Source organism: Sporofaciens sp. JLR.KK001 (assembly GCF_036941055.1).
Taxonomy (GTDB): Bacteria; Bacillota; Clostridia; order Lachnospirales; family Lachnospiraceae; genus Sporofaciens.
Window position 1 is genome coordinate 4,396,970 of sequence record NZ_JAYMNO010000001.1, and the last position, 23,780, is coordinate 4,420,749.

29 protein-coding genes and 1 tRNA gene are annotated in these 23,780 nt (G+C 50.3%); all 30 read right to left on the reverse strand.

From position 1 onward, the window contains the following. Positions 1–331: 331 nt before the first annotated feature. The 30 genes from VSQ62_RS22240 to VSQ62_RS22385 all read right to left on the reverse strand — a co-directional run bounded on the left by VSQ62_RS22240 (position 332) and on the right by VSQ62_RS22385 (position 23,591). Positions 332–1,129 (reverse strand): peptidoglycan recognition protein family protein, encoded by a 798-nt coding sequence (locus VSQ62_RS22240; protein ID WP_334636924.1) that lies wholly within the window; start codon positions 1,127–1,129, stop codon positions 332–334. A gap of 67 nt (positions 1,130–1,196) precedes the next feature. Next, a complete protein-coding gene (locus VSQ62_RS22245; RefSeq protein WP_334636472.1) occupies positions 1,197–1,481 on the reverse strand; it encodes a phage holin family protein in 285 nt (94 codons plus the stop codon). Between the two features lies 1 nt (position 1,482). Next, the gene (locus tag VSQ62_RS22250; protein ID WP_334636473.1) at positions 1,483–1,692 is read right to left on the reverse strand and encodes a hypothetical protein; all 210 of its coding nucleotides are present in this window, start codon (positions 1,690–1,692) and stop codon (positions 1,483–1,485) included. 87 nt (positions 1,693–1,779) lie between these two features. After that, complete coding sequence (locus VSQ62_RS22255; protein WP_334636925.1) at positions 1,780–4,380, reverse strand: phage tail spike protein; 2,601 nt, start codon at positions 4,378–4,380, stop codon at positions 1,780–1,782. Continuing rightward, positions 4,380–5,858 (reverse strand): distal tail protein Dit, encoded by a 1,479-nt coding sequence (locus VSQ62_RS22260; protein WP_334636926.1) that lies wholly within the window; start codon positions 5,856–5,858, stop codon positions 4,380–4,382. The genes VSQ62_RS22255 and VSQ62_RS22260 overlap by 1 nt, the downstream gene beginning before the upstream one ends. 8 nt (positions 5,859–5,866) lie before the next feature. Next, on the reverse strand, positions 5,867–9,853 hold the full coding sequence (locus VSQ62_RS22265) for a phage tail tape measure protein (RefSeq protein ID WP_334636927.1): 3,987 nt from the start codon (positions 9,851–9,853) through the stop codon (positions 5,867–5,869). Positions 9,854–9,865: 12 nt separating this feature from the next. Further along, positions 9,866–10,546, reverse strand: coding sequence for a bacteriophage Gp15 family protein (locus VSQ62_RS22270; protein WP_334636928.1), 681 nt, complete (start codon positions 10,544–10,546; stop codon positions 9,866–9,868). Then, entirely contained in the window at positions 10,509–10,868 is a 360-nt protein-coding gene (locus VSQ62_RS22275) for a DUF6673 family protein (RefSeq protein ID WP_334636929.1), read from the reverse strand. The genes VSQ62_RS22270 and VSQ62_RS22275 overlap by 38 nt, the downstream gene beginning before the upstream one ends. Before the next feature lie 36 nt (positions 10,869–10,904). Beyond that, on the reverse strand, positions 10,905–11,456 hold the full coding sequence (locus VSQ62_RS22280) for a phage tail tube protein (protein WP_334636930.1): 552 nt from the start codon (positions 11,454–11,456) through the stop codon (positions 10,905–10,907). 6 nt (positions 11,457–11,462) lie between these two features. Then, the gene (locus VSQ62_RS22285; protein ID WP_334636931.1) at positions 11,463–11,894 is read right to left on the reverse strand and encodes a hypothetical protein; all 432 of its coding nucleotides are present in this window, start codon (positions 11,892–11,894) and stop codon (positions 11,463–11,465) included. After that, positions 11,891–12,313 carry a minor capsid protein gene (locus tag VSQ62_RS22290; protein WP_334636932.1) on the reverse strand — a complete coding sequence of 141 codons (423 nt, stop codon included), beginning with the start codon at positions 12,311–12,313 and terminating at the stop codon, positions 11,891–11,893. The genes VSQ62_RS22285 and VSQ62_RS22290 overlap by 4 nt, the downstream gene beginning before the upstream one ends. A gap of 4 nt (positions 12,314–12,317) precedes the next feature. After that, positions 12,318–12,752 (reverse strand): DUF6751 family protein, encoded by a 435-nt coding sequence (locus VSQ62_RS22295; RefSeq protein WP_334636933.1) that lies wholly within the window; start codon positions 12,750–12,752, stop codon positions 12,318–12,320. Further along, entirely contained in the window at positions 12,749–13,120 is a 372-nt protein-coding gene (locus tag VSQ62_RS22300) for a head-tail connector protein (protein WP_334636934.1), read from the reverse strand. Before VSQ62_RS22300 ends, VSQ62_RS22295 begins: the two co-directional genes overlap by 4 nt. Positions 13,121–13,148: 28 nt before the next feature. Continuing rightward, positions 13,149–14,150, reverse strand: coding sequence for a phage major capsid protein (locus VSQ62_RS22305; protein WP_334636935.1), 1,002 nt, complete (start codon positions 14,148–14,150; stop codon positions 13,149–13,151). A 17-nt stretch (positions 14,151–14,167) separates the two neighbouring features. Continuing rightward, positions 14,168–14,782 (reverse strand): hypothetical protein, encoded by a 615-nt coding sequence (locus VSQ62_RS22310; RefSeq protein WP_334636936.1) that lies wholly within the window; start codon positions 14,780–14,782, stop codon positions 14,168–14,170. Positions 14,783–14,862: 80 nt separating this feature from the next. Beyond that, on the reverse strand, positions 14,863–15,156 hold the full coding sequence (locus tag VSQ62_RS22315; RefSeq protein WP_334636938.1) for a ribosomal-processing cysteine protease Prp: 294 nt from the start codon (positions 15,154–15,156) through the stop codon (positions 14,863–14,865). Between the two features lie 60 nt (positions 15,157–15,216). Next, positions 15,217–15,363, reverse strand: a complete 147-nt coding sequence (locus VSQ62_RS22320; RefSeq protein ID WP_334636939.1) for a hypothetical protein — start codon at positions 15,361–15,363, stop codon at positions 15,217–15,219. Then, a complete protein-coding gene (locus tag VSQ62_RS22325; RefSeq protein WP_334636940.1) occupies positions 15,356–17,062 on the reverse strand; it encodes a phage minor capsid protein in 1,707 nt (568 codons plus the stop codon). The genes VSQ62_RS22320 and VSQ62_RS22325 overlap by 8 nt, the downstream gene beginning before the upstream one ends. 3 nt (positions 17,063–17,065) lie before the next feature. Next, a complete protein-coding gene (locus tag VSQ62_RS22330; RefSeq protein WP_334636941.1) occupies positions 17,066–17,212 on the reverse strand; it encodes a hypothetical protein in 147 nt (48 codons plus the stop codon). A 13-nt stretch (positions 17,213–17,225) separates the two neighbouring features. After that, a complete protein-coding gene (locus VSQ62_RS22335) occupies positions 17,226–18,662 on the reverse strand; it encodes a phage portal protein (RefSeq protein WP_334636942.1) in 1,437 nt (478 codons plus the stop codon). A 2-nt stretch (positions 18,663–18,664) separates the two neighbouring features. Continuing rightward, complete coding sequence (locus VSQ62_RS22340) at positions 18,665–20,032, reverse strand: PBSX family phage terminase large subunit (RefSeq protein WP_334636943.1); 1,368 nt, start codon at positions 20,030–20,032, stop codon at positions 18,665–18,667. Next, positions 19,950–20,708, reverse strand: coding sequence for a phage terminase small subunit (gene terS / locus VSQ62_RS22345; protein ID WP_334636945.1), 759 nt, complete (start codon positions 20,706–20,708; stop codon positions 19,950–19,952). Before terS ends, VSQ62_RS22340 begins: the two co-directional genes overlap by 83 nt. Before the next feature lie 32 nt (positions 20,709–20,740). Beyond that, positions 20,741–20,813 (reverse strand) — tRNA-Met (locus VSQ62_RS22350). A gap of 143 nt (positions 20,814–20,956) precedes the next feature. Then, positions 20,957–21,379 (reverse strand): RNA polymerase subunit sigma-70, encoded by a 423-nt coding sequence (locus VSQ62_RS22355; protein WP_334636946.1) that lies wholly within the window; start codon positions 21,377–21,379, stop codon positions 20,957–20,959. Next, positions 21,357–21,752 carry a hypothetical protein gene (locus VSQ62_RS22360; RefSeq protein WP_334636948.1) on the reverse strand — a complete coding sequence of 132 codons (396 nt, stop codon included), beginning with the start codon at positions 21,750–21,752 and terminating at the stop codon, positions 21,357–21,359. Before VSQ62_RS22360 ends, VSQ62_RS22355 begins: the two co-directional genes overlap by 23 nt. Beyond that, positions 21,712–21,933: a hypothetical protein gene (locus tag VSQ62_RS22365; RefSeq protein WP_334636949.1), complete on the reverse strand. Its 222-nt coding sequence runs from the start codon at positions 21,931–21,933 to the stop codon at positions 21,712–21,714. Before VSQ62_RS22365 ends, VSQ62_RS22360 begins: the two co-directional genes overlap by 41 nt. After that, a complete protein-coding gene (locus VSQ62_RS22370) occupies positions 21,930–22,187 on the reverse strand; it encodes a hypothetical protein (RefSeq protein ID WP_334636951.1) in 258 nt (85 codons plus the stop codon). The genes VSQ62_RS22365 and VSQ62_RS22370 overlap by 4 nt, the downstream gene beginning before the upstream one ends. Then, positions 22,174–22,296, reverse strand: coding sequence for a hypothetical protein (locus tag VSQ62_RS22375; RefSeq protein WP_334636952.1), 123 nt, complete (start codon positions 22,294–22,296; stop codon positions 22,174–22,176). Before VSQ62_RS22375 ends, VSQ62_RS22370 begins: the two co-directional genes overlap by 14 nt. After that, positions 22,277–22,435 carry a hypothetical protein gene (locus tag VSQ62_RS22380; RefSeq protein WP_334636953.1) on the reverse strand — a complete coding sequence of 53 codons (159 nt, stop codon included), beginning with the start codon at positions 22,433–22,435 and terminating at the stop codon, positions 22,277–22,279. The genes VSQ62_RS22375 and VSQ62_RS22380 overlap by 20 nt, the downstream gene beginning before the upstream one ends. A gap of 31 nt (positions 22,436–22,466) precedes the next feature. After that, the gene (locus tag VSQ62_RS22385; RefSeq protein WP_334636954.1) at positions 22,467–23,591 is read right to left on the reverse strand and encodes a phosphoadenosine phosphosulfate reductase domain-containing protein; all 1,125 of its coding nucleotides are present in this window, start codon (positions 23,589–23,591) and stop codon (positions 22,467–22,469) included. Positions 23,592–23,780 lie beyond the last annotated feature (189 nt).

The following is a 23,780-nucleotide window of genomic DNA, read 5'->3' on the forward strand; positions in this document are numbered from 1 at the left end:
CGGGAGTTGAACCAGATAAACATAATTTTACGGAAACGGCGTATTTTCAATGAATATTCGAAAACGGCTTAAATCCAGGCTTTTTCATTGTTTCTATGTACAATAAATCACAACTTCACACACATTTTTGCATCCAAAAACAGAACTATGCAACACGAAATGCAACACGGATATTTTACTATAAATACTTCAAATTGTCGATATCGAAATTTGATGTTCAATATTCTTAGCATCTCCACAGGACATCTCCTATACTATGTAAGTGGGGTTCTGAACAGAAGAAACGACCGTTATGCTCTCCCGGACTGGCATAACAGCCGCTTCTCTCTTTCTATGACAACCCGAGCAGTTTACTCCACGTCTTCGGACCCACAATGCCGTCTGCAACAAGACCTTTTGCCTTCTGGTATGCCATAACTGCCGCCTTAGTCTTAACTCCAAAATCACCGTCAACATTCCCGCAGTCAAAACCAAGAGAGTTCAATTTGCGCTGCAGCCATCTGGTGATATTTCCAGAAGCTCCCTTCTTGATCATCGGGCATCCTGCCAGCGTGATCGGCCCTGCAATATTATCGACCTTCTGTGCACTAAATCCCTGGCGATTGCATTCCGCCTGAAGCTCTGCGATAGATCCAGGAGCCTGGACTGGTACTTTATCGCTGACCGCCGTCACATGTATTACGCCGTTCGCTTTAACACCAGCGATCTCATCAAATGGGAAAAAACTGCCGGGACAGGTGGTCGGCGTGACGTCCTTGTGTTTCTTTACGGTCGATATGCCGTACTTGGCTTTCAGATGCGCGACCAGTTCCTTACCTGCTTTCTTCTGGGCATCCGGCATCGTCCGCTCCACATCATAATCACCCTCAAAACAGATTCCTATAGAATCCGAATTTCCGCCAGATGCATGAGCCCCGACAGTGTTATCCGGCCGGCCTTCCCAGATCGTACCATCCTTTGTAATGTAATAATGGTATCCGATACCGGCCCACCCATTATTTAAGTGGCATGCATGACATTGATATACACTGAATTTCTCCGCATCCGCATGATGCAGGACAATACATCTGGTACTCTTCCTTACTGACAACGAATTTCTAAATTGTAAACTTGGTTTCTGAATGTTCATATTCTACTCCTTCCTGCCGGGCTCTTGCGCCGGCGCAAAAAGAGGACGCCGTTACACGTCCTCAACATCATTTCTTTCCCGGTAAACTCCCATCCTTATCCAACAGATTCCGCAGCATCTCATACAATCCCGTACTGGCCAGACCAGAGATCATACCGCCAAGTACGACCATTGCATTGATCCCGGTCTCCAAATTGATCAGGACATTGACAATGAGTCCCATCGTTAACGCCGCCAACGGGATATACTTGTTCGGGAACCAGACAAACGCCGTCTTAAGGGCGTAGCCTACGCACAGGCAGATTCCCAAGGTCAACAGGTTCACATATTCAAATAAGTATGTAAGATCCATATTATTCCACCTTCCCTTCCAGATCCTCAATCCGATGGTTCGCCACCTTCATCTTCTCTTCCAAAAGAAAGGTCCTTTCCACCACCGAATTATGCTTCTCAACCTTCTTTTCCAACTGCTCTATCCTGTACTTGATCAACTGCGTACCGCCGAAGCTCCCCGCCAGCGTCCCGATCAGGGACAGGATAGCAACCACAATCGTATCCTGCATAACATAACACCTCACTATATCGTTTTCACAAACAAAATAAGACCGCTCTACGGTCTCGCCCTGATTTCTATCATCTCGCCCTCCGTTCTACGCTTGACACAGCATAATCATCTGGATCGCCCTGGAAGATATCGTCTCCCCGTACCCTCCGTTCTGGTAATTCCAATACTGCACTGAACTTCCCGCACTTAGAGAAAGAATCTTCACCCCATAAATCTCCGGGTAATCTCCCCTGATCGGGCTTGCCCCAACCGTATGGGAAGCCGAGCCATTGATCCGGACGCCAACTTTTGCAGTACCCTTCGTAGACGTCGATTGCGTAACCGAGCTGCAGCAGATCAGATAAACTCCGCTCTGACTAACCGTAGTCACAGTCTCATATCGGTAACTTCCAGAAGCAAGTGATACGTTAGAGAAAGTTTTTGAGACAAAACCACTGTTAAGCTTCGCCAGACTGACATTTCTGCCTCCCGCCGAAAGAACCAAATCCGATGCAATCATATTCACTATATTACCTAATAGAATATTAGAATCATACCCTTGCAATAAAAGCTCTCCTGCACGTAACTCCATAGTATCCCTCGTACTGCCTATTGTCGTCTTTATGATTCCTGCACCGCCAAATAAACTAATAGATGCAGTCGCCCCAGCGCCGGCACTTTTTATTGATCTGCCCAGATTAATCAGATTCGCTTTAAACGAAGTCAATATCTCAGATATATTTCTAATATTTACCCCATCACCATCAATATACACATTCTTACCAGCCGGATTGCCAATCGTAGCCGTACTGGCATACACCGGCTCCGAAGCAACCCTCCAGTTCGCCCCGTCATAAGTAAACACCACCGTAGCACCCGCAGCCCAATACGCATACCTCACACCCTGCGTATAGACCGCCTTCGCCCCCGTACCGTTGATATTCAGCGTCGGAGACGCCGCCGTATTCGCATAAGTAAACTGCACCGAAACCGTAGCGCCCGCTTTCAGCACCAGTGTCCCCGCTTTCAGCGTCGCCGCCTTCGCAGCCGTACCTGCAGCCGTGCCGCAGGTCGCATACAACATCTGACCATCCGCTCCATTGGGTCCGGCCGGACCTTTAGGCCCTGTCGGACCAACCGGACCCTGCGGACCCGTTGCACCCGTTGGCCCCTGCGGACCTGTCGCACCGGTAGCTCCCTGGTCCCCCTTATCCCCTTTGTCTCCCTTATCTCCTTTATCACCCGGATCGCCCTTCTCCCCGGCAGCACCATCCACTACATTACTCACCGTAACCTCATACGATCCCCGGACACCCCCGCCGGCATCCCTGGCTTCAAACCCATAGACCGCCTTCCCAGAAACATCTCCCGCATTCACCACAATACTCTTCCCGACCGCAAGCTCCACACCGTCCTTCATCCACACGATCGTAAACATATCCGCCACATCCGCCCCGGCATCCCTCACATTCGCCGTAAGCGTCGTAGACCCCTCCCCATTCCGGAACACCACACCGTTATCCGTAGAGATCATACAGGCATAGACCTTATACTCCCGGATCAGCTGATTCATCTTATCCAGAAGCGATGTATCCACCTGAGACTTCAACTCATGGAAATTATCAAACGTCGTCTTATTCTGCGCCGGATCCGTAAGACTCCTGACCTGCTCCGTCACCCGCGCCTCCAGATACAGCGCCGGTACAAACTCCTCATCCGTCACCACCACCGTGTCCCCCATCTCCGTATCAAAAAAGCCGTCCACCTCATAACTCACCTGCGGCACACACACCTTCTTAAGCTCAGCAAGAGCCTGCCCATACAGCACATTCACATTGGCCGTATCATAAGACCACCGCTTCAATATATACCGGTCATCCGTCTTAAGATTCGACGGAAAACGCTCCATCGCCTGCACCGCACGGATACACCCATCCCCAGGCGCAGACCGGTATTCCACCCTTCCGTCCGCGTCAAGCTCCGTCTTATCAAGCGCCGAGATCATCAGATTATCCGTCCCCACCGGCAGGATCGCCGTATACAGCCCCGTGATGTCCGAAGACTTCCGGATCCCCTTCACATTCACCCCATACCGGAGCGTCATATCCCGCCTGTCCTTACCGATCCCCTGATTCTCCCCGTCATGCTCCCGGTACACATTCATCACAAGCCGTTCCAAAGAGTAATCATCCGCAAGCACCGGCACAAACTCCGCCTCCGCGCCAAACACATTCGCAAGAGAAAAGATCCTCGCAAGGATCGTCGACGATCCCGTCCACTCATGGCTGACCGTCTTATCCTCCACCTCATTCACCCCAAGTTCCAACGTATGCTCCGGATCAAACACATCCAGATACTCCTGAAAACTCATAGCCTTCGGCGACTTATATTCCCCCGCATCCTCATTCAGCAGCTCAAACATCATAGAATACGCAACAACCTCCACCACATACTCCGTCTTCACCACCTTCATGATATTAAAATAATAATCCCTGCCCCCATACCGGAACGCCAGCTTATTCCCCTCTACAAGATACTGGGCATCCCCATGCCTGGCCGAAGCCTTAAACCCATAAGTACAGGCAGAACCCTCCCTATAGGAATGCAGCTCATCCCCATAATAATGCAGCGCAGACGGCGCCCCGTTATCCAGAAACGCACACACCTTATCATACGCGCTCAACACCGCGATCCTTACATTCTCCATTACAAAAACGCCTCCTTAATCCTCGCCGTCACCACCGGAGCCGGGTTACAGAAACTCGAATAATAAAACTGCACCTTCGTCTCCCCAGGCGGCACATGAAAATACTTGGTCCCTATCATCTCATCCCCCGTATTCGCCATCCCATTCACATAGACCCGCGCCGCCTCCCCGTCGATACTCACCACATCCCCCTCCTGGTAACGGTTCGGCACATCCCTCCACTTCTCCACGCCCATCTTCTGGAACTCCAGAGACCGCAGATAATTCCGGGTCACATACTTATTCCCAAGCCCCCGGGAATCAAACTGGGTAAACGCAACCTGGATCTTCTTACACTCCATGTTCCGGATGGCAGAAGACCGGTAACTCGGATAATTCCCGAACCAATAGAAGGTCACCTTATCCCCTTCCTTACGGATGTCATTGTGCCCCCTACCGTTATTGAACGGGTTTGCATTGTCCGAACTAGAAGGAGCAAACGAGATTGACCGCACGATCTTCCCATTCAGCCAGAACTCCAGACACGCTGTATTCCCCGTCATATCCGACTTAAACAGGCTGTACCCGCAGATCACCTTATTATCCCCCGTCAGGAACGCAATGGACTGCTCCGCCGTCTGCCCCATCAGGCCCGTCTCAAACCAATGATTCAGATAACAATAGAAGTTCTTTGCCCCCGCATGCCCCTCCGAGTCCGCCGGGACCGTCAGCGTCTTCATGGCCCCGATCCACTTCCCCGCACTGACCGCCCCCGTCGACCGAAGCCGCAGGCAGGGTTTCCCGCCGATAGTCTCCGTCACCAGGGAACCGCCCATCACATGATTCGGATGCATATAGTTCGTTCCAGGATCATCCGGCAGGGCAGACAGATCCGACAGCCTCACAAGCTTCTCATTCTGCTTATAATTCTCCCAGTCCGTCTCCTCCACACATCCATACTGCATCACGCCATACTGCGACACAATACCCAGATACCCGTTCTCATGCTTATGAACGATCTCATAGCTCACCGGGACAGACTCCGTGCCCCGGTTCACAATCGTAGCTTCCAGGATCCCGTCTGCATTAAGCGAAGCCGGGAACGTCTTTTCCACCGTAGAATGAGCCAGGCCGTCCGGGACCAGCCAGGTGATCACACCTTCCCCCAGACATTCATAATCATCAAAATCAAGATCCCCCATCGGAACCGCATAGAACACCCTGTCCGGGGCATTTCCAAACACCAGCTCCTTCGGCTCGTCAACATTCAGGATACGGGCAAGCTCATCATGCTTCTCCCCCAGATCCTCCAGCACCGTATAAGGCATCGGGATCTGCTTCTGCTTATAAGTCGTATAAGAGAAATCTGCACCCCGCTTTAATCCGGCATCCCCCAGAAGCTCCGGAGACCATTCAGCACCAGAGAACGGAGTGAACCCGATCAACACATCAATATATTGATTCAACTCATACCCGTTAAATTTAACCGACAACCCCATATACACCGTCACCTCTTCCCCTTCAGCATCTCCTTCAGGAAAATATTCTCCTCGATCTGCCGCTCCATCTCCGCAGCCGTAACCCGAATAAACTCCCTTTTATCCATTTCCACAGACACAATGACCGGACGCTTCGAAAGCTCCCGTCCAAGACGCTTATAATCAATCTCCAGCTTACCGCCGCGACCCTCATCCACAAGTCCGCTCTTCTCCTTCGCAATAACAGCACCAACTACTTTATCCACTACCTTGGACTGCCTATCCTCCACAGCCAGATCCATCCGCGCGATCAGATCCGGCACATCCATACTCCTCATCTTCTCAGAAAGCGCATCTACATCAATGGCATCCAACGCACCTTCCGCCATTTCCTTGGCAGAATCAACTGCAGCCTTTGCATTCTCCTCAATACCGATCCCAAACCCAAGGTCAAAATTCTTACCAGACTTCTTCGCCTTCCTGGATGGAGACCGCTCCGCCAGGGCGCCGCGCAGCGCATTGTACGCCGACATCGCAAGATTGGCTGCCGCCGAAGCAGCACGCCCAAGCCACGCACCGATCCCACTGACAAAACCAGCTCCAAAGTTAGAACCAGAATGATAACCCGTTTTCGATCCTGCGCCAGAATCCGCATTACTGGCCAATGCACGTCCTTTTGCATTCGCTTCACCGGCCTTACTGCCCACACCCGAAGCATACTGAGAGCCAAATCTCCCGCCCGTGTCCGTCGGGTTCACCGTACCCGCCCCAGACTTCGCCCGGTCAGCGATCCCTTTCCCCTTCTGGAACAATGCACCTGCCATTCCCGCCACTCCGGTCCCCAGCATCATACCAAACCGCGATCCCGTAGCGTTCGGATTCACAGACCCCGCCCCGGCATTCGCGGCATCCGCATTTACCTTGCCGGCATTTCTTGACGCACCTTGCTGAGAAGACAGGCCGATCCCAAAGAAAGACATAAACCGAGACCCCAGATTCTGCAGCGTTGTACCCAGATCAGATTCCGTAAATACACCCAGGAAAGCCGCGATAAACTCTCCGGCCCTCGACAACACGCCTTCCTTCCCGGCATCCACTCCAAGCGCCGCGCCCTCCATCGCCAGACGGAAGATCTCTTCCGTAGCCTTAGACGGCGAATGCTCATCCAACGCCGCCCTAAGAGCATCCAGAAAAGAGATCCCCTCTTCCTCTGCCTTCTTCGATATCCGGTCAAAACCATCCATTCCTATCATAGCGCCTTCGACCGCATCCGAAAGAGCCTGCCGCGTTCCTTCCGGAAGATTGGCAAGCCCTGACAAAAATGCCTCATAGGAAGCAATCGATTCCTCACTCAATTTCCCATCAAAATCAGCCTGCGCAAGAGCGGCCACCATAGCCGCAGCGCCATCCGTGCCAATCTCTTTGACCGCAGTTTTAATTCCCCCAGGCAACTTCTGAAACTCAGATACCGCTTTAGCAGCCGCATCTGCAGCATCATCTCCAAAAGCCTGGTACATCTGACCGCCCTCTTCCACCAATACAGACAGGGCGCTGGTTGTCTCTTGTGCCTGGGCTATCATTTCATCTCGCGCTGTCTGAGAAGAAGCCAGCATTTCCTTCGTATACTCCTGATACCCGCTTACCAGAGAATTCATTGCAGATTCAATCTCTTCCACAGTTCCACTCTGCATCGCTTCCACAAGAGCATCATAATTATTGACCTCAGCAGACAGTTCATTCAAAGATGTTCTTGCACCGTCCACGGATTCTGATGCTTCATCAAACGCAGTCTGCGCTTCTTTTACCGCATTCTTTGCCTCTATCATAGCCGCCATAGCCTTCGGACTGGTATCATTACCGTATTGGTCCGTTACCTCATTCAGATTGCGCTGCGCTTCTGCAAGGGCATCCTCTTTCTCCTTTGCAACTGCCACTGCATCCTTATAAGCAAGCAACGCCTCCTGGCTGTTCTTATACGCAACTGCCATTTCCTCCTGAAGAGCCGAACACAATGCCTCCGCCTTCTTCTTTGCGATCACCTCATCCAGGGCAGCTACCGTCTCCTGATAATTCTGGATCACACCGTCCGTCAGTGCGATCTCCGTTCCCAAAGCATCCGACAACTCCCCGGTGATCACCCTCGCCCGCTCCTCATAACCAGCCTTAACCCTGCCGTTTTCATCCGTGATGGACTGTAACTCCGATAGCAAGGACCGATAACCGTCATACTCCATATCAATCGCCTGTACCGACTTCTCCCTCGCCGTCCTCTGGCTGTTCAAAGAATCCGTCAGCTCATTACAGGTATCCAAAAGCTTTTTCTCACTGTCAGACAACTCATACGATTTTCTCTTTGCATCATCAGAGATAACTGTATACGCCACCAACCCCGCAGTAAGCGCCGCGACCGCTGTCACCGCCAGCCCAATTGGATTGGTGGCTATTATGGCGTTAAATGCTGCATGTGCCGCCGTTGCAATGCCCAACTGCTTACTCAATACTCCCACTGCAATCTGTTTCAGAGTGACCGCTCCCGTAGATGCTGCTGTAGCAACTGCGGACGTCCCGTTAGCCGCAATAAACAAATCTAATGCCATGGCACTGGCCGTATATGCGGTTGACAATTTTTTAACTACGCTCGCTGCCGATGTTGCGACAGTATAAGCCTTGACCGCTGTGACACCAGTTACAAGCAGCGGAACTGCCTTATCCAAGTTTTCCGCCAGAAGTTTAAAAGCCTTAGCAGCCGGAGGGATCACTGTCTTTCCAAGACTCAATCCTACGTTTGCGATATTCCTGAGCGGAGGGACAATCTTACCTGCTGACTTACTGCTCCCCTCTATCTCATCCGCGAATTCATGGAACACCTTCCCCGCTTCCGATACCACACCCTTCAAACCACCCGAATCAAACGCTTTTGACAGCCGGTTGACACCTTCCGTTCCGGCGTCGACAGCCTTCCTAAGCGGAACCTGCATCTTCTCATAGACCTTGATCCCAAAACCTTCCGCCGCAGATCCAAGGATCGTAAGACTCCCCTTCAGATTATTCTGCATGGTTTCCGCCATACCCTTCGCCGCACCGTCACAACTATAGATTGACGTCTGCAGTTTACGAAAATCCCCGTCCGATGCATTCACAATGGCAAGCAGCCCAGACATCGCCTCCTGCCCGCCGATCGTAGCCGCCATATTCGTTTTTTCCGCTTCACTCAAGCCCGCAAAACCACTGCGCAGATCCCCCATGATCTCATTTAAAGATTTCATGGAGCCGTCACTGTTCGTGATCGAAATCCCTAGCTCATCCATCGCAATTGCCACTTCATCCGTTGGCTTGGCAAGCCTCGTCATAATAGACCGAAGAGACGTCCCTGCCTGCCCGGCCTTGATCCCGGAATTCGCCATCAGCCCGATCGCTACCGCCGTATCCTCCGCCGAAAAACCAAGCGCGCCCGCCACAGGAGCCACATACTTAAACGTCTCCCCCATCATGCTTACATTCGTATTGGCATTCGAAGAAGCCGCAGCCAGAACATCCGCAAAATGCCCCGACTCCTTTGCCGACATCCCAAATGCCGTCAACGCATCCGTCACGATATCCGAAGTGACCGCCAAACTCTCGCCAGACGCCGCAGCCAGATCCATAACGCCCTCAATGCCAGAAAGCATATCCTCCGTCTTCCAGCCGGCCATCGCCATATACTCAAACGCACTGGCGGCTTCCGTGGCGCTGAACTTCGTCTTCGCCCCCATCTCCTTCGCCTTATCCGACAGCTTCTCAAAGTCCGCCCCCGCTGCGCCCGAGATCGCCGACACCTTCGACATCCCCGCTTCAAAATCAGAACCCACCTTGACCGCATAGCCTGCCATCGCCGTGATCGCCGTACCGGCAGCCCCCGCTGCAACCGTGATCCCTTTCAGCGCACTCTTCGCCGTACCGGAGAACTTCGCCATGGCGCTCTGAGCCTTTGAGCTGTCCAATTCCGTATTGATCTTGATCGTACCGTCTTTCGCCATTATCTCACCACCCTAGCACTGCATTGCAGAATGAACTTCCTTCTGTCTTCCGCACACATACGCTCTCCATTTCCTGTTACGGGCTTCCAGAGACAACTTATGCCCGGCAGCCGAAGCATCCGTGATCCGGTAGAGCTTCTTCATCTCATTCAGGAACGCCCGCTTCTCCCTTGGCAGACCCGCCGTGCTCACCTTTCGGTAATACATGATCCTGCTCATCTTCGTATCCTCATTCAAAGACTCAAACAAAGCCATGAACTTCCACCAATGCATCCTTGCATCCGTCAGGTCAATCCCATACTGCTCCTTAAAAGCAGCATAGATATACGGCGCATCCTGGGCAAAAGAATACGCAGGCTCCTTAGAAGTCCTGCGCTGGTATCTTTGCCTCCCGCCGTTTCCATCCTCTTCCCTCTTTTCTGGTTCCCCGCACCGGTAGAACCATAACATCCGGCTGACCGCCTCCGGGACATTCGCCGGAATCCTCGGATAATACATCCCAAGCAACTGAATGACCTTATCCCTCTCATCCATCCCACTCCCCCAGATCCGGTCAAACTGCATCCCGACCCGGAAATCACTCCGGATCGGATATGCAGCCCCGTCAATCGTCACAGTCTCAGGAAGCTTCCCGGTAATAAAATCCTCCTTCACCCTATACCACCATCTTCTTCCAAGCCTTCTCCATGGCAATCCTGTTACGCTCCTCCAAGATCGGATGCACCTGCTTCTCATACAATTCCGTCAGCTCCTCCCACGCATCCAGGCAAGTCAGAAGATCTGTTTCCTCCCCCAGCACCATCTCAGCACTCCCCGCACCAAAGACCTCATCAACAAAATCAACCACAGCGCCGCACATCATCTCAATGCCCTCTGCCCCATTGCCACAGCTTTGCGCATCCTCAACCGTCCTAAGGACCTTCTCCAGGCCCTCTTCATACTTCCTTGCAACCTTTGGATTCAGAAGCCCCGCCTGAAGCTTCACCCCCAAGACCTCAATCTCTATTAATCTCATAGTCACTCATCCTCCTTGCTTCAATCTGCCGCACTCCTACTCCATCCCCGCGTCATCCTGCATATTATTCGTTGGCTGTACACCACTCGCCGCATAGGTATACTCCGTCGGGTTAGACCCAATCTTCTTAAACTCAATATCTACCGCAGAAGATTCCCCCGCATTCCCGGAACCATCCGAATTCACGATAATAGAAACCTTCCCCTTCTCGCCCTTTCCATTCAGGATATTGAAATAAACATAGTTCGTCACAACACTATTCCCAGTGCCATACTTCATCTTGTGAGACAGACAGTAATCCTGCGCCGGATCCCCCACATACCTGTCGCCGGTAACCGCAAAAGACCGCTGTGTCCCCGTCTTCATCGTATTCTGCCCGGAACGGATATACTGCTTATCCTGCGTGACCGGATTCATCTGAGAGTCAAGACCCGCGATCCCCATCTCCACAACCTCAAAATCCCCGTCCGGCGTAACCGCATCCCCGCCAGGCGCAACATCGATCGCAAACACATAATCATCATTCGTTACCCATCCTTCATAATCCGGATTGATAGTATAACCCTTCATCAATTCACTAACCTTCATAATCTTTCACTCCTTCTCAAAATAAAGAACCCTGCACGGGATCACATACTGGGCAGTCATATTCTCCCAATCCACCGTTGCAAGGTTCGGCATGTTCTGTAAGTTTTCAATCTTCTTAACCTGGCATCTCCTCCCAAAATCCGGAAAATTCCTCTTTCGGTTCTGCTCCTCGATCCAGTCCATAAAATTCTGCGCAAGATTCATAGCCTGCATATTCAGGTCATCCGTCTCCGTAGAATAATGCCAGGTGAGCACAATAGAAAATGCATACTCCTTATCCGCAGCACGCAGGAACTTCTTCACGGTCTTACCGGAATAATTCGTCAAAAACGACACCGAATCCGGAGAATCATTAGCAAAATTAAAAGAAGTCAACGAACCCATAAGCTCCGAAACCTTCTCTTCCACATACGCCTTCATGATCTCATGCTTTGTCATGCTCCCCCTCCATTCACAAACCGCTGCACCGCGCCCGTAAGATCCCCCATCCTTGCCGCCTTCATCGCCTTATCCCATTCAGACGTGGCCAACGGATGCCGGGACTTGTTATACTTTAACTTCCTGCCCGTCGTGACCTTACTCTCGCCCATCCGCGCCCATGCACTCCCCGTGATCCTGGACACCATCAGGATCCCTTTATGCTGATAATTCGCATAAGTAGAAATATAGTGCACAACACCATGGTCACCTTCCACATAAGTTTCCACCTCCTCCGCCAGCCCCCTGTTAAGCTGTGGGACATAAGGATCCATCAACCGTTTCGCCTCATTCGCCATGAACAACAATGTCCGGTCGCCGCCCAGAGCTTCCTTCGCGATCTGCGGGATCGGCTTGTTCCATCTGAAATCAACGTCCATCCGTCTAACCTCCTAACCGGTAATGCTTCGCCATCCGATGCGACGTATTGTCAGAAAACGCAGTAACCACGAACGCATCCGGCTTATACCTGGCCAATACCTGAGACGCCGTATCCGGAGAAACACCCGTGATCTCATCCCCGCATTCCCCCTTGACCACGATATCCTTCTGCCTGCAAGTGAAATACTCCCTACGCTCCTTATCCGGAAGCCGAATCCATTCATGGTAAGGTTTATATTTCCCAGAGACAGGGATCCGGACCGTATAAACACTGTCCATCCTCGGCTCCTTCTCCGCATACTCCAAGCGCCCGATCACGTTCTTGTAGAAACAGTTATGAATCACCGTCCTCTGCCAGACATCCTTTTTCCCATCAGGATGATCAGCTGCCCTGAGACAGTTATAGACCGTGACCGTCTGGTTATAATTCGGATTCATCTCCTCACCCCGCAATACATCAGCCCAGTATTCACAAGCCACTTCCGGACAATCCCCGCTACACTGCGGCGGATCCCCGCTTCCGACAATTCATCCGTCTTATAAGTACCCGTCTCCCCGTCATTGCCGTAGCTCTGCAGGATCATCCCATTCTCATCCTTTGCGGCATCCACCGAATACAGCTTCTCTGCCAGCTCACAGCAGCACATCCTCACTTCCTCGGGAATCACTTCTAAGGCCTCCACCCGCTGAAACGTCCGCTGCCGGATCTCCCCGGATGCAAGCATCGCCCAATAAGGGAAATCCGCATCCGGGATCTTCGGTGCACGGCCAAGAAGATACTGGTTCTTATAGAATTCCAAATCCACATAAACCAACATCCTGTCTCACCCCATTTTACGCCCCTGCAGATGCACTATTCTTCATGATGGCAAACGGACAGCGCTTCGCCTTATCCTTCGCCATCGCATTAATCGGATTCGGGATCTCCCAGCCAAGACGCATCACGGCACGAAGGGCAACCATATCATTCTGCATCAGGTTGTACATGATATCCCCCGTTGCCGGATCCTGGATAATACCCTGGTCAAACAGCTTAAAAGTAATATCCTGCCGGATACTATAAGCCAACTGAGAGAAATCACCGGAGATCATCAGCGCCTTGCTCCGGTCAAACGCACCGTTACGCGGGAAGTTCATCGGAGAACCATCCAAGGAATAAGCCGTCCCGGTCTGCATATCAGACTTAAACACCGGCTGCCCGGTAGAATCCTTCAATCCCCTGAGCTTCGCCCGCATCGTAATGTCCGCCATATGCCCGTTGACAAAATAGCCGCTCTCCTCAACCTTTGCGATCACACCATTCTCACCCAAAATAGAATCATACAGATCCGATCCAAGCGTCGTAACCGCGCCCGCCTTCGTGGCCGTAGTCACAACACCGTCGCGCCAAGTCTGCGGCTTATCAACATCAAATAAAATAGCGCCGTCAATCTTCTGCCCGAACGCCTCCACCAGCCTCGGCCTTACCTCGCCCCAGATATCATAGTCCGCATCATCCAGGACCGCCTCAGAAATCGGCACAATGACAGCAATCTCTTCCGCGTAGATCACTTTCTTATCCCATGCCATGTTCGTCATCTTCTTCTTCGCCGAACCGCCTTCGCCATTCACAAAATACGCCACCGGCAGCAAATCAAGCACCGGCATCTTGTACTGCGCAGCCGTCATATTCGCAAGCCTTTTGCCGCGCTGCAGTGCGGCCGACTGCTCTACCACGCCCTGGACGATCTCATGGCTCTCCTGCACCGGGATCAGCGCTTCCGCATCCGACCTAGTGATAGAAGAACCTTCACCGGCAAATAACTGCAAATCAAAAATCTTTCTGTTCCTGTTCATATCTCATTCTCCTTCCCTTACCTTCCAAACGCCGACCGGATGGAAGCATTGATTGAATCATGTGTCGTCTGGCTTGTGCCAGATCCGCCGTCCGGTTTCCCCGTGGAAACCACCTTATAACCCTGCCCCGTAAAACGCGGGTTCTCTTTCAAGAACGCGTCTGCCGCCTTCTTAAAATCCGTCTTGTCATCCACCTGCTTGCCGACTTTAAACAAAACATAGTCCAGATCATCAGACTTCACACCCTTATCCCGCAGGTAATTCGTATTCTTCATCTCCTCCACCTGCGCAAGCGCGTCATCCCGCTCCTTCTCCACGGCTGACACATTCGGCTGGCTGGCAGCCTTCTTCGTCCTGTAATCCGCGATCGCTGCCGTGACCTCCTCTTCACTCATGCCCTGTCGCTTGAAATAATCCGCAAGAGCCGCCTTCGTTGCCCGGTCCGCCCTCGCCTCCGCGATCTGCTCCGCCTGCTCATAACTATACGTCGCCCTTCCAGGCGCTCCCCCGGCATTCCCCTGGCTGCCGTTGCCTGTTCCATTCCCGGCCGTTCCCGCACCTGTACCGCCGCTGCCGGCACCATCTCCGCCGCCGTCCGCGAAGATCTGCAGATCAAAATAATATCTTCTCATCTTCTCTCCTCACTTTCCTGTGATAATCCCGTATTTACCGCCCCGTCAGGCGTGAAAAAAGCACTCCGCTATAGGATGCATCACTCATTACTTATAAAATTAATACCCCGGTATTCCGCAGCCACTCCACAGATACCCAGAAACCACGTATCAACCAACGCCTTGCCTGTATCATTCATCTTCTGCCACTCAATACAGATATTCCCCTGCCCTACCTCCTCCGTGATCTCCACAAGGGCAATCTCCCTAAGTCCCCGGATCAAAGTCAGTGTCAGGGCAGAAACCGCGGCACATACAATATCAAACCCTCTCGGCGCGATATCCGCATGACCTGATACATGGATCCCATTCAAGTTTACCGCAACATCAATCAACTGTCTCACCTCCTAAAAATGGGTATAAAAATACCACGCACTCCGTAGAACGCGCGGTACTTAATCCTCATCTTCCCAAAAACTGTCTTCTAATTCCGGAAAATGTTCTTCAAAAATAATCTCAATATCTTCCGGCAAACTTTCAATATCAAACCCTTCCGGTATTTCATCAAATTTTACTTTTCTTTCCTTCAAGATTCTATCCATAAGTTTCTCGTCCATACTCCAAACCATACCTTTCTGCAAACACTTGATTCACCTCGTTAATAAGCATCTGATGACGTTGCCTTCTATTAATTTCTCCTCTATTATACATCTTTTGGTATTTAGGTTTCAATTCGTTTTTTATATCTGATATAACTTCTTCTATTTTCTTTCTAGTATTAATCTCCTTTGGCCAATTTTTAGGTTTTCTAATAAAGTAAGTACCTTCATCCGTAGAAACTCTCAATTCAGATATAGGCATAGTCTTAAGGAACTTTATATCATCACTTGAAAATGATCCTCCAGACGGATGATTATGTGTCACAACTGCATCTTTTAACTTCTTGTAATCAAGAATTGACATCCTAACACTATTTGAATCTCCTCGTTTTGTCATAATATATTTTCCGGATGCACTATATACTTCCATTGTTTCATGCTTTCTATTTCTGATACTTTTTTCAGATTTAAGAATTTCTTCTCTTGCTGCTTTTGCCCACTTATCCGTGGTATCGCTGAGTTTCATATGTATACCGCCTGCCGATACCTGCCCCAGCCCGTCTTGGTACACCCTGGGCATCTGTTCCGGAAGCTTCATCGCTTTGGAGAATGCCTTGTACTTCTGCATCTCCCCCTGATACCGCGCCTTCTTAAGAATTATACTATCCTCATCCGCATCCCCTTCCAAAAGCAGTTTGATATCCTGCCGGGTCTTACGCATCCCCCTCTCCATCAGGCGTTGCTTCTGCAACGCCTGATATGCCGTATACTCCTTCCCCTGGTACTCCTTAGGCGTATTCTCCTCTTCCATCATTTCATCAAGCTCTTCATCGGTATAGTTCCTGACAGATACCCCCGGTATAAACGGATGATAATCATGATAACAGTTCGCCCCATGAAGCCCCGTTACCGAACCAAGACCACATACACTCTGCAACTGCTCATAAGTATACACCTTCCCCTGCCATACCTGATGCTCCGGCCTTGCACCCACATGATACGTAACCTCATAGACATCCGTTCCCAGATTCCTCGCCGCCTGCTCATTGATCTTCCCCTGAACCTGCCGGAATCCAGTCATAACAGCCCTCCTTGCCGCGACCTCCACCCGGTTACTATGCCCCGAATCATAATACACCGTCCGAAGCCCGCTGTTTGTCATGGCATTGATCGCACGGCCGATTGCAACATCATAACTCACCGCACCAGACACGATGTCCATCACCGCACCATCCAGCGTCTCCCGGTAAAACTGCATCAACGGATGATAACAGATCTTCCCCGTACCCGGATTGCGTATCACGAACCCTAACGAATTCGTGAGATTCCTGAATTCCGCCTTCGTCTGCACCTTCACCGATTCCAGAAGAACCTGAAGCTCCAGATTCTCCGCGAACGGGATCTGCTTCCTTCCAACTTCCCCATAAGCCCTCTGATACCCATAATACTGCTCATACACCGTATCCGAGAAAATATGGTCAATCTCCTCATCCGTAGCTTCAAGCGCCTCCCGGATCCATTGCTTAATATTCTCCTCAGACTCGCCAAGCTGAATCATACGCTGCATCTGCCAGTCAGCCTTCGCCGTAGAAAACCCGTTAACCCGAATCGAACGGACAATGTCAGCCATGATACGCATCTCCAGCTCAGACATCGTTCTCTCTAACGGGATCGGTATTCCCTCCAGTCCGCCCTGCATCATGATTCAATCACCTCCGCAGTAGATTTTATTTTCCCTTATAACAAACATATTAGAAGGAATTCCATTCTTTATCTGTTCTCTTATTCTATCTGACTCTTCTTTACCAACAGGTATGAGATCAAAATGCCAGGGAACTTTCTTCTTTTTCATAATCCACACCTCTCTACTCCACTATCACATTAGCTTGTTCCGGAAGATTCCTCTGCGCCTCTTCCGGTGTCTCTCCATACCATTTTGCCCGGTACTCCCACAAGGGCATCACCCCCATAGACACATCCTGCCGGTCGCTCTGCCGCTCCGTTGTTTTATCCTCAATAATCGAATCATCAAAGGCAATCGTGACCGTTGCATTTTCCTGCAATCCTGGAATCCCAATACTGACACCGGCACGGATGATCGTCTGGATCAACTGAGTCAGAACCCGGTCAAGCACAAGCTCATGCTTCACCAATGACCGGTACATATCCGAATTCTCACTGATCACCTCCGTAGCCGTCTTCACCCCGCCGTCCTCAAACTTATAACGGTCCGTTCCAAAGCCGCATTTCAAAGACAGCCAGTTCAGATCATCATTAATGGCTCTGCTGTGCTCCTCAATCCTAAGATCCATATTAACCTCGTGCATCGCTTCCTTCGTATCCTTAAAATAATCCTCCGGCAATTCATAGAACACTGTATCATCCGGATCAAAGACCGCCTCTCCATTCTGCGCAGTAAGCAGCTCCGGCGCTACAAAGATACGCTTACGCCCCAGCGAGAACTCATTCGCATAGCTGTCGTACTCCAGATCCAGTTTCCTGACCGTATCAACCGCATTCGCAAACAAGGAAACACCCATGGGATTCGTGGTGTCCTCATCCGCGTTATTGACCAGATTCAGACGGTCGATCACAAAAAGAGGCTGGGCAGAACCTGTTTCAATCCGGGCTGCCAGTCCGCTGAATGCAGGAATCTCCTCCCACTGCTCCGGCGTCAGCTCCTTCCCTGCTCCGGTCGTATTCTCCACCACACAATTCTCGATCACATACTGCTTCCGGTTCTCCCCTGGTACATCCTCCAGCTTATGATACTGGAACTGGATATACTTCTTCCGCTTACAGGTTGTCGGGAATGTAAAGATACATTCCGTAACAATCTTATTCTTCCAGGAAGTCGGATAAATATTGGCAGCTTCCACATAGTTGATCCCGACGTTCCCACCCTTCATATTCCCGGCTTCATCCACCACCGCATCCTTGACATACACCACATAAGCAACCGTTCCAAGCGCAGATTTCCATTCCTGATACTCATTTCCCAGCTCTTCCCAGGTGTTATCGGCAAGAACTTCTTTCACAAATGCATCCGTAGTTTCATCTGCGATCGTAATCGTGACACGTTCATTCAGCAGCAGATCAGCCATATCTTCACACACCTTTTTCGCCATCCCAAGCGCATAACGGGTACAATTGACAGAAGTGCCATTCCCTCTGTATACCTTATACTTATGGAACTTCCGCACATTGGAATTGTACCAACTACGCCACACCTCGATCTGCCTGTAAAACGTCCGATCAACCGTGTCAATCCCCTTCTCCTTAAAATAAGCAAATATATCCATCCTCAATCCTCTCTTTCAGATACCGGCAGCCAATGCTTCACCTTCGTCCACATTCCCATCACCAGATAACGGATTGCATCCATACAATGATCCCCAATCTTGACCGGCTCTTCCTTCCCCTTCTCTATGGAGTCCTTGTCATACTCATACGTCTGGAACTCATTTATGGCTCTGTTCTGCCCGGCTGATACATCCAGCAGATGGAACGTCAGCAGCTTTTGAACACGGCTGATCCCCAGTTTCACATCATTTTCCGCATTACGGATGACCACAGGGACATTCGCACCCCTGCAGGCACGCTTGATCTCTTCCTGGAGCCCCTGCGCCGAAGGATCCAGGAACAAATAGAAACGGACATTTCCCCCTCCGTACTTTTCTCCCAATCCCATTGCAAAATCAACAAAATCCCCCGCATACTCCGACGGGCTCTTCTGATGTCCCGATTCCCGTCCGCTGTGATAATACTCCGCCAGTCCCTTCAACCGCCTATTCGCCATATCCAGCCCCGCAGCCTGAAACGTGGTCGCATTCTGCTGTCCATAATCACCGCCGATCCCGATAATCGAAAATCGCTGCCCCTCTTCCGGTTCCCTGATATGGCTCTGGCTGAACATGTAGTAGACCGCGTCATCAATACCGGTACTTTCCCCAAGCCACACCCAACGATACATCTTCGGATCCGCCTGCATCATTTCTTCAGCAGTGTCGATCAGATCCCGTCCAAGCCATCCCACCGGCACATCTCGGTAATCCGTATGGATATGGATGCAGTCAGAACGCTTTTCCATCTTCTTACACCACTGGTTAATCGGTGCATTCGGATTCTTCGGCGGGTTGTACAGATAGATCATTTGAAACCCGCTGCTATTCCCGCGGACGAAGGTAGCCTCGATATTGGTCAGCTCATCCTCTCCCTCACCATCATCGAAAAATTCTGTCAGCTCATCCAGGATAACCAGCTTGATTGGCTTATCCTCGTCAATGATACCTTTGGTATCGTCAATGCCATCCGAACCTGAAAAATAGATTGTGGTTCCATACTTCTTATATGTGATCTCCATCGGTGATTTCGTAATGTTGAATCTATTCTTCGGGATCTTAAGCCGGTTGATCCCTCTAAGCATCTCCTTATACACCGTCTTCCGAAGCTTGTTATGATGCTTCCTGAGAACCACCACAGATCCATGGGCATCCGACACAATCTGATAATCCGCCCGGATTGCCGCATAACTGGACTTCGTACCAGCACGGCCGGAAGTCAGAATGATATGCTTATATGATTTATTGTTAAAGATCCCCAGGTACTTCGGGATGATGATCTCCGATATTCTCACCTGCTTCTTTTTCCGCTGCGTCATTAATGATCTCAACTCCATCCTCCTCAGCCTCAGAAGAGTCCCTCTTAAGACGATCTGTGTTGGCTTTCATCTGCTCGATCCGCGCCTTCTGTTCATCTGTGGCAAGATCCCAACGCTTGTGCAGCAGTTCATCATACTGCCGGATACTCCCGCGCAGGTCCGACATTGCCCTTGCCTGAGCTTTCAGGAAGTTCGCATGCTTATCCCAGGCCTGCTGTACTTCCCACTTCTCCCCAATTACATTGCCATCCTTTTTCTCCACCTTCTCAATGGTCTTATCGCTTTTATCCTTGACATACATGATCTGCTGCGCCCGGATAATAGCGGCATAAGCGATCTGTATCTCATGCCATAGGATATCCAACGGATCTGTCGGCATCTCCTGGATAATAGAAACGGTCTCTTCTGGAAGATACTTCGAGAAGAAACCGTATTTTTCTGCATTCTTATTCCCAGGCGGACCTGTGGCATTGTGATTACCCGGCTGTCCGCCCCTTTTCCGTTTGGTAACGTTACCTTTCGACTGATTAGTAACGTTACCATTCCATTGATCTAAATTCTTCCACTTCCTGATCTGGGTCTCTGATACTCCGAGATCAGAAGCGATGTCTTTTAACTTCTTCTTTCCGCCCGAGTCAAGCCATATCTTATATGCCTCGTCCCGCTTCGGGCTTCTGGCTCTTGGCATACCACCACCTCTCAATTCTCTGTAGTTATGAATGGATCCTGCTGGGGTCGAACCAGTAACTTTCCGGTTATGAGCCGGATGCTCTGCCTGCTGAGCTATGGATCCCGGTTTAATGCACGAAAAAGAACGCCCCGCCGAAGCAAAGCGCCCTTTCTATGTGTGGGAGGAATCAGATAGCACTCATCCACTGATCTCAGCATATACTATAACATTTTAAAACCGAACAATGTGAACAAAACGAACAAACTTTATAAATCCCTCATAAAACGCTCAAATTCCATCCTGACACTATCACCCGTAGCTTTCCGCCCGATCTTCGCCGCCGTCTGCTCCCACGTCATCTCTTCAAAGATCTTATATCTGATGATCCTCTGCATCCTGATCGGGATCGTCAGCATCCATTCCTCCACCTGTCTCTTGATCTTCTCCGCATTCTCCCTACGCTGTTCCAGAAGCATCTCTTCCAGGCGGAGATTCCCGTCATCCTGATAAGTAAAAGCCGTGCCCTGGACTTTGAAATGCTGCTCTTGATAGGGGAACCGCGGGTTGCTGCCCTTCACATTGGTCTGGATCACGGTCTTCCGTTTCTTTTTCAACCAGCAGATATCCGCTTCCGTCTCCTTGATCAGCCTGCAGGCATCTATGTAATCATACAGAATCTTCTTGTCCATGGCTGTTCCCCTCCTTAATCCTCGGGATGTACACCCGGTTTTCATGATACTTTTCCACCTTGCGCACCTTCCCGAGAAGCTGCCGCATCTGGTCTAAGGCTTTCTTATTCTGGGAATCCTGGGTAAACTGCACGACCGGATCCGTAACCTCAAACAGATCCTTGTACACCCGGCGCTCCACCCTGTTCTGGTGGATCCTCATACCGATCTGCGCGATCCTATCCGGGTTTTCCTCAAATTCAATCGCATGAATAAGATCCTGATGCCGTTTGTCCTCTTCCGCTACTCCGCTACGCGCCATAGCGTTAAGCTCCCGGCATTCCTCCGCAAAATCAAGGAATGCCTTTATCTGATCCGATGCTTTCCTGTCCAATCCCGATCTCCCCTTTTATGTCGTACTTTTTAGCCATGTATCCCAACACGTCACAGCACTCGTATGCTTTTCTGATGAAAGCCTTCGCCGCCTTGGCATCCGGCTTTGTTGCTGCCATCTCTGCCAGACGGTTCCTGTGTTCCAGGCTGAGAGTATGACGGTCCTTATGCTGCTTCCTCACGCTGTCACTCCCCGCTTTACGATCTCCAGTGCGCAAAGAGCGCCGCAATTCTCACAGTCGATATCATCTGCATTAATATATCTGCAGTGGTTTCGGTGGCAGATATCACTGTGGGCAAATTTGTCCAGCTCTTCTATTACCTTGTCCAGATCATAGGCTGTCGGCTGCGCATTGATCACTTCTTCCACCTCTTCAAGGATCCCCATATTTTTTCGCATATCTTCTATCAGCTTCTCTGCATTAATCAACCTCATCTTCCCTGTCTCCTTCCTGATTCGTCGTTTTGCACACATCCCTGTCCCAACGCTCCAAAACTTCATTGATCACCCGGTCACTGTACTCCTTATTCTCTCCCTTGCTCATCTATATCACCTGTCTTTCCCTCTTCGGGTGCAGCATCTTTGCACGCTTCTCTTAACTTATCCCGATAAGCGCTCAATCTGCTTCCCTGCCGCTGGTTTCCTGTCCTCTCAATTTCAACAATCATTTTCTCTGCTTTCATACCGTTCTCCTTTCTCTATGCAAATCTTCTTTTATGGTAACACCTCCGGGAAATCCGCAAAAGACATCTGTCCATCTACATTCCTCTTTCTTTCTCGCTCAGCCATAAAACGATCAGCCTTATACCTGTTATATTTCGCACGATATTCATAGCTTTTTCCAAATATGTTCCATGCAGCTTTTACAAGGTTCGGTTCATGCGGACGTATCATTTCCAGATCCCCTACCGCCTTATATGATATCGGGCAACCACAGCACCCAGTCCTTGTAAGTCCGTATACTTCATATGCGTCAGAATACCTGATCCCGTAGTATTCTTTATACCAAGCCTTGTCTGCGTCCGATACATAATACAGCGGGCGCAAACGGTATTGTCCTTCACTGGTTTCTGTGAAGCATAGCGCTGTGTTATCCTTACGCGGCACAGACCTCATGCCTCCCTCATCTCTGCGTTCTCCAGTAATGATCATATCAAAGTCTTTTTGTACATCGTGCGCAACCTGCTTTTTGCAATAATCACAGCATTTCGCGCTGATCTGAAAATCCGGCGGATACTCATCAATAAAATCACGCATGTACTTAGAACTGTTGATCACGAGTTGAATATTGGGTCTTGGCTCTCCTTCGGAATTACAGCAGCATAAGAAATTGATCACGCTTTCACACTTCGGATATCGCTCTTTTAACTCCTGCCTCTTTGCCGCTTTGTCCTTCGCCTCTTCATACTCCTTTGAAATGGATAACGGAATCCCTTTCTTCTGCCACTCCTCTAATCCTGCAGACATAATCTTTGAAACAAATGGTATCCCGTATTTTCTGGATGCTGTCACAATACCTGTCTTTGGCCGATGTGCTTCAATTTTTACCCCGTATTTCTTTGCTATCTCTTTTACATGGTTCTTTGTAGCCCTCATCTCCAAACCTGTGTTGAAAAACGCATATTCGACAGACGGAAGGCTAAATATCATCCTGACTCTTTCAATGAGATCAATTAAGATATCGCTGTCAGATCCACCGGAATATGAACATATTGCCTTCGGATGTTCCCGCAGACGTTTAGCAATAATACTTTCAATTGCCTGGAATTTTGCCGGTGCATCAAAATCTGCATAATCAGGTCTTTCCGTATAAACTTTACTTTTATAAGTTTCTTTCATTTTTCCAAAGAAGCCCGTGTACACGTCACCCCGGCCGGAGGCTGGCTCCTTTCTATGTCTTACTCTTCTAAAGCCGTCTCTACAACTCCAGACTGTTTATACTATTTTTATGCCGAGTGTGGATTTTCACCACACATGAGGTATTCCAACCTTTATATGCAGGGTTTGCCGTCTGTTGATCCGACGTCG

Coding starts and splice junctions, on each gene's coding strand:
- VSQ62_RS22305 (WP_334636935.1), bottom strand. CDS start 14,150: ATGAACAGGAACAGAAAGATTTTTGATTTGCAGTTATTTGCCGGTGAA.
- VSQ62_RS22310 (WP_334636936.1), bottom strand. CDS start 14,782: ATGAGAAGATATTATTTTGATCTGCAGATCTTCGCGGACGGCGGCGGA.
- VSQ62_RS22275 (WP_334636929.1), bottom strand. CDS start 10,868: ATGAGATTAATAGAGATTGAGGTCTTGGGGGTGAAGCTTCAGGCGGGG.
- VSQ62_RS22290 (WP_334636932.1), bottom strand. CDS start 12,313: ATGGACGTTGATTTCAGATGGAACAAGCCGATCCCGCAGATCGCGAAG.
- VSQ62_RS22240 (WP_334636924.1), bottom strand. CDS start 1,129: ATGAACATTCAGAAACCAAGTTTACAATTTAGAAATTCGTTGTCAGTA.
- VSQ62_RS22250 (WP_334636473.1), bottom strand. CDS start 1,692: ATGCAGGATACGATTGTGGTTGCTATCCTGTCCCTGATCGGGACGCTG.
- VSQ62_RS22335 (WP_334636942.1), bottom strand. CDS start 18,662: ATGGATATATTTGCTTATTTTAAGGAGAAGGGGATTGACACGGTTGAT.
- VSQ62_RS22245 (WP_334636472.1), bottom strand. CDS start 1,481: ATGGATCTTACATACTTATTTGAATATGTGAACCTGTTGACCTTGGGA.
- terS (WP_334636945.1), bottom strand. CDS start 20,708: ATGCCAAGAGCCAGAAGCCCGAAGCGGGACGAGGCATATAAGATATGG.
- VSQ62_RS22325 (WP_334636940.1), bottom strand. CDS start 17,062: ATGATGCAGGGCGGACTGGAGGGAATACCGATCCCGTTAGAGAGAACG.
- VSQ62_RS22280 (WP_334636930.1), bottom strand. CDS start 11,456: ATGAAGGTTAGTGAATTGATGAAGGGTTATACTATCAATCCGGATTAT.
- VSQ62_RS22370 (WP_334636951.1), bottom strand. CDS start 22,187: ATGAGGTTGATTAATGCAGAGAAGCTGATAGAAGATATGCGAAAAAAT.
- VSQ62_RS22380 (WP_334636953.1), bottom strand. CDS start 22,435: ATGAAAGCAGAGAAAATGATTGTTGAAATTGAGAGGACAGGAAACCAG.
- VSQ62_RS22375 (WP_334636952.1), bottom strand. CDS start 22,296: ATGAGCAAGGGAGAGAATAAGGAGTACAGTGACCGGGTGATCAATGAA.
- VSQ62_RS22265 (WP_334636927.1), bottom strand. CDS start 9,853: ATGGCGAAAGACGGTACGATCAAGATCAATACGGAATTGGACAGCTCA.
- VSQ62_RS22285 (WP_334636931.1), bottom strand. CDS start 11,894: ATGACAAAGCATGAGATCATGAAGGCGTATGTGGAAGAGAAGGTTTCG.
- VSQ62_RS22385 (WP_334636954.1), bottom strand. CDS start 23,591: ATGAAAGAAACTTATAAAAGTAAAGTTTATACGGAAAGACCTGATTAT.
- VSQ62_RS22260 (WP_334636926.1), bottom strand. CDS start 5,858: ATGGGGTTGTCGGTTAAATTTAACGGGTATGAGTTGAATCAATATATT.
- VSQ62_RS22355 (WP_334636946.1), bottom strand. CDS start 21,379: ATGGACAAGAAGATTCTGTATGATTACATAGATGCCTGCAGGCTGATC.
- VSQ62_RS22255 (WP_334636925.1), bottom strand. CDS start 4,380: ATGGAGAATGTAAGGATCGCGGTGTTGAGCGCGTATGATAAGGTGTGT.
- VSQ62_RS22330 (WP_334636941.1), bottom strand. CDS start 17,212: ATGAAAAAGAAGAAAGTTCCCTGGCATTTTGATCTCATACCTGTTGGT.
- VSQ62_RS22295 (WP_334636933.1), bottom strand. CDS start 12,752: ATGAATCCGAATTATAACCAGACGGTCACGGTCTATAACTGTCTCAGG.
- VSQ62_RS22320 (WP_334636939.1), bottom strand. CDS start 15,363: ATGGATAGAATCTTGAAGGAAAGAAAAGTAAAATTTGATGAAATACCG.